The sequence below is a fragment of the Candidatus Aminicenantes bacterium genome (assembly GCA_026393795.1).
Lineage (GTDB): Bacteria > Acidobacteriota > Aminicenantia > UBA2199 > UBA2199 > UBA2199.
On record JAPKZL010000289.1, the window covers coordinates 1 to 8,804 of the forward strand.

The window sequence follows — 8,804 nt, forward strand, 5'->3', positions numbered from 1 at the left end:
CACGGTGCTGCTGACGGACCGGATCAGCGCCAGCGCCGCCGAAGGCTTTACCATGGCCATGCGCGTGCTGCCGCACGTCACGGTGGTGGGCGACACCACCGAAGGAGCCCTCTACTCCCAGTTTCCCGAAAGGATGCCCAATGGCTGGACCCTGTGGGTGGCCTTCAAGGAGGTCCGGGACCATGAGGGCGTCTGCTGGGACGGCGTCGGCATCCCGCCCGACCTGCGCGTCCTCAACACGGCGGCCGATATCGCCGCCGGCCGGGACCGGGTGCTGGAATTTGCCATGAAGTACCTGGAAAAGGGAGCTCCCGCCCTTCATGATGAGGCAAAAAGCCTCGTGGATGTGAAAAAATCCCTGGTCGATGAATATATGCAGTTTGTTAAGGACAAAGGGCTCGAAGCGGCGGTCGCCTTGCTCAACCGGGAACGGGCGGCAAAAAGCGGCTTGTACTACTTCACCCCTGACGAGGCCATGCAGCAGGCGGTCCCGCTCCTGGGACGCCGACAATACGCCGAGGCCATCGGACTGCTCAGTGCTTGCCGCGAGAGTTATCCCAAATTCCGCAGCCTTTATGCCATGCTGGCCCAAGCCTATCTCGGTTTGGGTGATGTCGCAACCGCTGAGGCGATCATGAAAGAGGGCGAAGCGGTCGAGCCGATGTTCTCCTATGAACGGTCGACGATCGAACAGGCGCAGGCTGCGCTGCGCAAGGCCAAGCAGGGCTCGGCCGCCGAGCTCTTTGGCAAGGCGCTGTCCGAGGGCGGTATCCCGGCCGCGGAAAAGAAGCTGAAAGAGTTGCAGAAACGGCGTGCGAACGGGCCGGTGTTCGACGAGAACGATTTTAACAATCTCGGCTACCAGCTGGTGCAGGAAAACCGCCTCGAGTCGGCTCTCTATGTCTTCGAAAAAACCGCCTTCCTTTATCCCGATTCATGGAATGCCTGGGACAGCCTCGGCGAAACGGAGGCTAAGGCGGGACGGAAAGAGCAGGCGATCGCCAGCTACCGCAAGTCGCTCGCGCTGAACCCCCAAAACAGGAACGGCAATGCGATGCTGGAAAAGTTGGAGAAAGGTCTATAATAAAATAAAGGCGGCGGCTTCATTGCCGCCGCCTTCCGTCCCAGCCGGATTGGCGCTGCCAGTAGGTGGACAGCTCTTTTTTTTTGACAAATAGCGCAGGTCTAGGCAAGCGAGCGCGGCCGATCAGACCAGAAAGAGCATGACCACGCCCAGCAGGGCGATCATGGTCCCGATGACCGCCCGCACCGTGATCCTTTCCTTGAAGAGGAAATGCGACACCGGCAGCAAAAACACAGGCGTGAGCGACATCAGCGTCGAAGCGACGCCGATATGAGTATGGGCGATGGCCACCAATGACAGCGTCACCCCCAGAACCGGCCCGGTCAAGGCGCCGGCGGTGATCTCAAGCAATGCCTTTTTGTCCTTCAGCGGACTCGGCAACCGGAACCGTCTCCTCGGCCACCACCCAGGCAACGCCGCCGATGGTCACCAGGATGCTGACAATCTCCAGGGCCAGCAGCTTTTCGCCAAGAAAAACGAAGGCCAGCAGGGCGCCGAATACCGGCACGAGCAAGGCCAACAGCATGGCCAGGCGCGGTCCGATCAGCAGAAAGGACTCGAACAGCATGGCGTCGCCGATGACAAAGCCGACGACGCCCGATACTCCCAGAAAGAAAAGGCGGCCCGGCTCAATGGCGAAAGGCAACGGAGTCCCGAACAGCAGCCAATGCAGCAGGACGAGGGCCGGGAAGGCGATCCACAAGCGGAAGGCGTTCACCGTCACCGCTCCGACCCTCTTCCCGGCGCGGGTGAAGACCACCGAGTTGAATGACCAGCAGACAGCGGTCAGCAAAGCCGCGATTTCACCAAAGACGCCCATTTGTTTCACCCGGGGTGGAAGAGTCAGGATGCCGCATTATAACAGAATTGAAGGCATTCGCTAAGTGCAAGGGGGAAAATTCTCAGCCACCGGCGTTTCCTTGACCGGATAAGCTTTTTTTTCTAAAATAAACTATGAAGCAAATGAAATCACTGCTGTCGGTCATCATGGCGTTCGTTTTCATCGCCGCGGCACGATTCCCGGATTTCGCCCAGAAACCCTATTCGCCCTCGCCGGTCACCCAACTGGTTTTCCTGGGCACCGGCACGCCCAATGCCGACCCGCAGCATTCGGGCAACTCGCTGGCCGTCGTGGTGAACAATACTCCCTACATCGTCGATTTCGGTCCGGGGCTAATCCGCAAAGCAGCGGCCATGTCACCCCTGTATGGCGGAAAAATAACCGGCCTCGAGGTGGCCAACATCAAGCGGGCTTTCCTCACCCATTTACACTCCGATCATACGACCGGCTATCCCGACCTGATCCTGACTCCCTGGGTTCTGGGCCGAGACGCGCCGCTGGAAGTGTACGGCCCGGAAGGGATCGCCGCCATGACCGAGCACATCCTGGAAGCCTACCGGGAAGACATCCGCATGAGAATCTACGGACTGGAGCCGGCCAACAACCAGGGCTGGCGGGTGATCAGTCATGAGATTAAGGAAGGGATCGTTTACAAGGACGACAACGTGACCGTCGAGGCGTTCCGGGTAGAGCACGGCAGCTGGCCCGAGGTCTACGGGTTCAAATTCACCACCCCCGACCGGGTGATCGCCATCTCCGGCGACACCCGGCCATGCCCGAACCTGGTCGAAAAATGCAAGGGGGTCGACATCCTGGTGCACGAGGTCTATTCCCAGGAAAAGCTGAAGGAACGCACCCCTTTCTGGCAGAAGTACCATCCGCAATTCCACACATCGACTTATGAGTTGGCCGAAATCGCCAAGCAGGTGCAGCCCGGCTTGTTGATCCTTTACCACCAGCTTTTTTGGGGCATTAGCGACAAGGAGCTGGTCAAGGAAATCACCGACCGCTACAAAGGTCAGGTAGTATCAGCTAGGGATCTCGACGTCTACTGAAGCCGGCCCGGCGAGCCGGACGGCCGCTGTTGACAGCGGGGCGGCTTTGGGGCATGATGCAGCCTCCGGCGCGGCGCCATTCGCAAACACGACCGGACCGAACCGAGGAGACTCCTTGCGCAAGGAGATGAAAATATTCCTGCTGGTGCTGGCCCTGACCGCGCTGGGTCTCGGCTTTTCCAACGACATCATCTCCAATTTCTTCAAGGACGCCTACCGGGTCAGCGCCTATCAGCGCGGCTTCATCGAATTTCCGCGCGAACTGCCGGGGATGCTCTGCATCCTGGCCATCTCGCTGCTGTCGTTCCTCTCCGACATCCGCATCGCCCTGCTGGCGCAGCTGCTGAGCTTTTCGGGCATCGTCGTCCTCGGCCTGGCCACGCCCTCCTTCGCCGTCATGCTGGCATTCATCTTCGTCAACTCCCTGGGCATGCATCTCTTCTTCCCGCTGCAGGACAGCATCGGCCTGGCCCTCATCCAGGACGGCCGCATGGGCAAGCGCATGGGGCAGTTCAAGGGGGTCAGCACCGCCTTCCAGATGGTGGCCGCGGCGCTGGTGTTCATCGGTTTTCGCAGCGGGGTGTTCAGCTTCGAGCGGCGCGTCAAGTGGCCTTTCCTGGCCGCCGGCGCGATCTTCCTCGCTGTCTTCGCCCTGCTGTGGTATCTCAACCGCCTGTTGCGCAACCCGAAGACGCACCACACCCGCGGCCGCCTGGTTGTGCGCCGGGAATACCGCTATTACTACACGCTGGTCACCATGTTCGGAGTGCAGAAGCAGATCATGATGGTCTACGGCCCCTGGATGCTGATCGACCTGCTGGACAAAAAGGCCGACACCATCGCCTTCCTGTCCATCATCGGCGGCGCCATCGGCATGTTCTTCATCCCCGCTTTGGGCCGCTGGCTGGACCGTTTCGGCATCAAGGCCATGCTCTATGCCGACGCCATCTCGTTCATCGGCGTCTACCTGCTCTACGGCCTGCTGAGCGCCGGCTTCGTCAGCGGCGCCCTGCCGCAGGTGGGTGTGCCGCTCTTCCTGGCTTATGTCATTTTCATCCTCGACCGCATGTCGACGCAGATGGGGCTGGTGCGCACCGTGTACCTGCGCACCATCGCCATTTCCCCGGCCGACATCACCCCCAACCTCTCGCTGGGATTGAGTCTCGACCATACGGTCTCGATCGTCTGCGCCTATCTGGGCGGGATGGTCTGGGTCAGCTGGGGCCCGCAATACATCTTCTTCCTGGCCGCCGCCCTGTCGCTGGTCAACCTCTACGTCGCTGTCCGCGTGCAGCTGCCGCCGGCGTCGGCCGCGCGCCCGCAACCCACGCTGGTCGAAGAGCTGGCCATCGCCCGGAGCGACGATTGATCAGATCTTCCTGACGCCGATGCCGGGGAAGTCGTTCAGGGTGATCTTGCCGTTTTTTATCTCCATGCCCTGAAAGACATCATTGGCGATCAGCAAATTGCCGTCGAGGTCGGCATAGTCAGCCAGCGGCGACAGCTGGGCGGCGGCCGAGACGGCGCATGAGGTTTCGGTCATGCAGCCGATCATCACCTTCATGCCCAGCGCCCTGGCCGTTTTGGCCATGACGAACGCCTCGCGCATCCCCGTGCATTTCATCAGTTTGATGTTGACGCCATGGTAGACGCCCGCTGCCTTGACGATGTCCGGCAGGCGCTGAACAGCTTCGTCCCCGAAAACCGGCAGCGGCGAGCGCTCCCTGAGCCAGGCCATGTCGCCGACCCGTTCCTTGGGCAGCGGCTGTTCGATCAATACGACACCCATCCCTTTCAGCCAGTGTATCATGTCGAGCGCCTTTTCCTTCTCCTTCCAGCCCTGGTTGACATCCACCGCGATGGGCACGGGCGTGGCCGAGCGCACGGTCTCGATCATCTCGCGGTCGTTGTCCCGGCCCAGCTTGACTTTAAGTATCTTGAAAGCGGAGGCCTCGGCCACTTTTTGTCGCACCATGTCGGCGCTGTCGATGCCGATGGTAAAGGAGGTGTTCGGAGTTTTGCCGGGGTTCAAGCCCCAGATCCTGTACCAGGGCTGCCCCGCCAGCTTGCCGACCAGGTCGTGAAGGGCGATGTCGACGGCAGCCTTGGCCGCGCCGTTGCCGGCAGCGATGGCGTCGATGTAATCCAGGATATCCTCCATGCGGAAAGGATCGCTGAATCCGGACAAGTCGATTTTGGACAGGAATTTCGCGGCGCTCTCCTGCGACTCGCCGAGGTAGGGCGGCATGGATGCCTCGCCATATCCGGAGATACCCTCATAATCCAACCGGGTCAGCATGACCGGCGTCGTTGTCCGTGACGATCCGGAGAGGGTGAAGGCGTGCTTCAGGGCAAGGTTGTAGGGCTCAAACGAAAGCCTGATCTTTCCGCTCAAGCCGATCACGGTTCCCGTTTTTCTTGCCCACAACCCCCTGGCCGCGGCTAGCCCGGCTATCGCGATTCCGCTTGAAACGATGAATTTTCTCCTGGTAGTTGTCATCAAAGATTCCTCCGTCAGATCCCCGAGCTTTCGGGGTCTTCGCGCCGATTCAGCGATTGTACCACGGATGGGTTTTCAGCGCAGCCGGCCCATTCCCAGCGCCGATGATCCGCTTGACATGCAGCAGGTTGGCCAGCAAAAAAGGCTCGTAATCCGCCCGGGTGGCATCCAGGCTGTTAACCCGCACCATGCCGGAGCAGTGGATGAACCGTGAATCGCCCATGTACATCCCGACATGCGATACGCGTTCGCCCGTTTCGCCGTTGGCTTTGCGTCCGAAAAAGAGCAGATCGCCCGCTTTCAGCCCTTGCCAAACGGCCGGCGCAGCCGGTGCAATCACCGTTGTTCCCTGCAGCGCCTGTTGCGAGGCATCACGCGCCAGGATCAAGCCGCCGGTCAGGTAAACGGTTTTCGTGAAGCCGCTGCAGTCGAACCCCTTGACCGATGTCCCGCCCCAGAGGTAGGGCCTGCCTTTCATACGTTGGGCGAAATCGACCAGCACCGCCGGATCGGCCGAAATGCTGTTGCCCCACGCTTCGAAATCCCTGAACCCCGGTCCGCTGACGAAACCCTGCCGGCCGTCGGGCAGCTGAACCGCCTGCATCGTGCCACGACCATTCATGCCGGCCTCCTTGACCACGATGCCGCCGCTGACGATATCGGAAACCGGCATGGAAGCTGCCTCCGTTCCTTCCAGGATCAACCCGCTGTCGCCGAGAAAGATCAGCCTGGCCGAACCTTTCCAGGCATCCATCTGCGCCTGCGTCTTCAAGGCGATGCCGGCGGCTTCCGTCCAGGCGATGTAGCGGTCCGGGGTCTGCACCAGGTACCAGCCGTCCTCCTCCTGCAACACCCGTACCGGGGTCCCCATGAGCGCCTGGGTGGCCATTTCGGCGGCATGGGCCGGCTGATAGCGGATATTGGCCACCGACAAGGTGACCAACCCCCAGTTTTTCTCTCCAAGGGCGGGATCGGGAAGCCGGATGATGGTATCGCTGCAGGCGATCCTTCGCTCCTTCAGCCGCTTGACCAGGTCGGCCGCCACGTCGGGCCTGGTTGTTTTCCCCGTGAGCAGCACGCGACCGCCCGACCACTCTGCCTCCACCGAAAACAGCTCAACTCGACTGTCGGCGATGGCCTGGCCCCGGAGCGAGTCGATCAGGGAGCGGGCCGTTGCCAAGTCCTTTTTGCCCGGATTGCAGGACAGCGCGAGGACGGCGGCAATCCAAAGAATACTTGCTTTACTTATCGATTTTTTCGATTGCCAGCACATGCAGCTGATACCCCCATTTGTCAAAATAGATGTTCCCCTTCGCCCATTCGACCTCCCCCCGTTGAAAGTCAAACGGCTCCGACCGGTAGTGCTTTTTCGGCGGGCAAAATTCCTGGGCAAACCCGTCATTGACGATCATGCGGTAGGAATCGATCCCGGTCAGGTAGAAATCCTTCACCGCCGTTTCTTTGCTGTTTTGCAGCCCGAACGACATGTCGACCGGCACCCAGCCGGTTCCCGGGTAGCGGAACTCGCACCAGTCATGCAGGTTCTCCTGGCCGGGATGAAGCATCCAACCGCTTTGCCAGCGGGCCGGAATGCCCTGGCAGCGGGCCAGCGACATCAACAGGAAGGTCTGCATGCCGCAATCGCCGTGGCCCCGGCTGATGACGTAATCTGGGATGCAGTCGATGATCGAATATTCCAGGGCCGAAGCCCAGGGAATGTGCCCGTCGATCCAGAGATAGAATTTCCGGACGATTTTCAGCGGGTTGGTCTCGCCCGCGCAGAGGCTTTCGGCCAGTTTCCTGACCGCCGGGGAAAAAACGACATGCGGCGGCTCCTCCTTGAGGAATGGGCCGACGCCTTCGCCGGCATCGTTCCCTTTAGAAACGATCTGTTGCGGATCGAACCATTGTCCCCATATTTCGAAGGAGGCGCGGTAGGAGAACACGGTCGGGACCCCCTTGACCGCCTTTTGCACCGCATGGAGAGAGGAATGAAGACATTCCTGCGGCGAGCGGATGGCATCGGCCGGCACCGCAGCGAGCAGGACCACATGCTTCTGCCGCGGCGGCGATTCCCTGGGAAAAGGCAGCCAGCAACAAATGTCCTCCCCGGCGGGGACCGCATCGGCATCCACCGTCAGCGTGAACTCGATGGCGATCTTTTTGCCTTCCGCCAGCGCCCCCGACTTCCCGGCGTTCAGGATGGCCCCGGTGTTTTCCAACCGGATGGCATCCAGGGGGTCGGCGGCGGGAACGCCGTTCCGTTTCCTCCTTGCTGCCGCGGCCGCCGCATCGAGCCGGAACAGGTTGGCGACGGCATGATTGAAGTATCGGGGCGCATCATCGATCAGGCGCATCTCCAGGTGGCCCGATTTTTCCCAGGCGACGATCTGGTGGTCCTGCAGGCCGGGGAAAAAACGTTCGAGCTGTTTTCGCACCTGTTCTCTGGTCAGGCCGAAGTCCAGGCGGATGCGCTCCATGGTCGCCCGCTGGCGGACCAACCAGTCGGCTTCCTCCTTTGTCAAGCCCTGGCGAAGCAATGCCCGGGAGATGAGTTGCGCGGCGACGGTAAAATGACCCGCGCTGAATTCTTTCAGGATTTGCGATCGATCCTCGCGGAATTCGCCGCCCGAAGCAAAACCGCTGGCCAGGACAAGCATGAGGGCGATGGGCAAACCCTTTTTCCCCAGCAACCAGCCCGCTTGGCGGATATGAAAACCGATTTCGTTCATGCCCCGATTATCCGCCAGCGCGGGAAGATTTTCAACCGAGGCAAGTGAATTTCGTGGCGCAAATCCAGCTGAAATTGAAAGACGGCCCAGCGCTCAATGAATGCGCCACAGGTAACTGACTTTAAAGAACAGGGAATTTTTCATCTCGCGCAGGCGGCCCTGACCGGGGACCCAGTGGTCTTCGGTCCATTGCCGGCTTTCATAGAGCGATCCGTAACCGAGATGGATGACGGTCCCCGGGATCAGCGTGAACGAGGCCAGAAAATCGGTCAACAGCTGCCTTTGATAATCATCGGTGCGCAGCGCGCCGCGCACGAAAAAAAAGCGGTTGAACTGGTAGCTGGCCAGCAGGTTGACAATCTGGACCGTGTAGACCGGCTCGCGTACCCCGGCGGCGACCCGGCGCGACATCGCGTCGCACACATAATCCAAATCCAGTTTCAGGTGAATGCCCGGCTGCAGGGTGGCAGCCAGTTCGAGGTGGAGACCGGAACCGAGAAACGGGTCCGACGGATCGTAATAAATTTTTTCCCCAAGCCGCAGGGACGCATAGGTAAACAGCCATTTGCTCACTTGCAGCTGGCCATTGCCG

At 60.5% G+C, this 8,804-nt stretch carries 9 protein-coding genes; 3 read left to right on the forward strand and 6 right to left on the reverse strand.

Annotated elements, in window-relative coordinates; translation table 11 throughout:
- On the forward strand, positions 1 to 1,084 hold a 1,084-nt coding region (locus tag NTW95_14150; protein MCX6558550.1), incomplete at its 5' end, for a S41 family peptidase.
- Between the two features lie 123 nt (positions 1,085 to 1,207).
- Here the strand turns inward: NTW95_14150 and NTW95_14155 are convergent.
- The gene (locus NTW95_14155) at positions 1,208 to 1,465 is read right to left on the reverse strand and encodes an EamA family transporter (protein MCX6558551.1); all 258 of its coding nucleotides are present in this window, start codon (positions 1,463 to 1,465) and stop codon (positions 1,208 to 1,210) included.
- On the reverse strand, positions 1,428 to 1,904 hold the full coding sequence (locus NTW95_14160; protein ID MCX6558552.1) for a DMT family transporter: 477 nt from the start codon (positions 1,902 to 1,904) through the stop codon (positions 1,428 to 1,430). The genes NTW95_14155 and NTW95_14160 overlap by 38 nt, the downstream gene beginning before the upstream one ends.
- Positions 1,905 to 2,047: 143 nt before the next feature.
- On the opposite strand from NTW95_14160, the gene NTW95_14165 reads away from it, so the two are divergent.
- Together NTW95_14165 and NTW95_14170 are read left to right on the forward strand one after the other, a co-directional pair.
- Positions 2,048 to 2,980: an MBL fold metallo-hydrolase gene (locus NTW95_14165; protein ID MCX6558553.1), complete on the forward strand. Its 933-nt coding sequence runs from the start codon at positions 2,048 to 2,050 to the stop codon at positions 2,978 to 2,980.
- A gap of 115 nt (positions 2,981 to 3,095) precedes the next feature.
- The gene (locus tag NTW95_14170; GenBank protein MCX6558554.1) at positions 3,096 to 4,349 is read left to right on the forward strand and encodes an MFS transporter; all 1,254 of its coding nucleotides are present in this window, start codon (positions 3,096 to 3,098) and stop codon (positions 4,347 to 4,349) included.
- On the opposite strand, the gene NTW95_14175 is transcribed toward NTW95_14170, so the two are convergent.
- The 4 genes from NTW95_14175 to NTW95_14190 all read right to left on the reverse strand — a co-directional run.
- The gene (locus NTW95_14175; GenBank protein MCX6558555.1) at positions 4,350 to 5,480 is read right to left on the reverse strand and encodes a dipeptide epimerase; all 1,131 of its coding nucleotides are present in this window, start codon (positions 5,478 to 5,480) and stop codon (positions 4,350 to 4,352) included.
- 49 nt (positions 5,481 to 5,529) lie between these two features.
- The gene (locus tag NTW95_14180) at positions 5,530 to 6,753 is read right to left on the reverse strand and encodes a C40 family peptidase (GenBank protein ID MCX6558556.1); all 1,224 of its coding nucleotides are present in this window, start codon (positions 6,751 to 6,753) and stop codon (positions 5,530 to 5,532) included.
- Positions 6,722 to 8,212 carry a transglutaminase-like domain-containing protein gene (locus tag NTW95_14185; protein ID MCX6558557.1) on the reverse strand — a complete coding sequence of 497 codons (1,491 nt, stop codon included), beginning with the start codon at positions 8,210 to 8,212 and terminating at the stop codon, positions 6,722 to 6,724. Before NTW95_14185 ends, NTW95_14180 begins: the two co-directional genes overlap by 32 nt.
- Before the next feature lie 93 nt (positions 8,213 to 8,305).
- Positions 8,306 to 8,804, reverse strand: a 499-nt coding sequence (locus NTW95_14190; GenBank protein ID MCX6558558.1) for a hypothetical protein, incomplete at its 5' end; no start/stop codon positions are given.

Coding starts and splice junctions, on each gene's coding strand:
- NTW95_14160 (MCX6558552.1), bottom strand. CDS start 1,904: ATGGGCGTCTTTGGTGAAATCGCGGCTTTGCTGACCGCTGTCTGCTGG.
- NTW95_14165 (MCX6558553.1), top strand. CDS start 2,048: ATGAAATCACTGCTGTCGGTCATCATGGCGTTCGTTTTCATCGCCGCG.
- NTW95_14175 (MCX6558555.1), bottom strand. CDS start 5,480: ATGACAACTACCAGGAGAAAATTCATCGTTTCAAGCGGAATCGCGATA.
- NTW95_14180 (MCX6558556.1), bottom strand. CDS start 6,753: ATGTGCTGGCAATCGAAAAAATCGATAAGTAAAGCAAGTATTCTTTGG.
- NTW95_14185 (MCX6558557.1), bottom strand. CDS start 8,212: ATGAACGAAATCGGTTTTCATATCCGCCAAGCGGGCTGGTTGCTGGGG.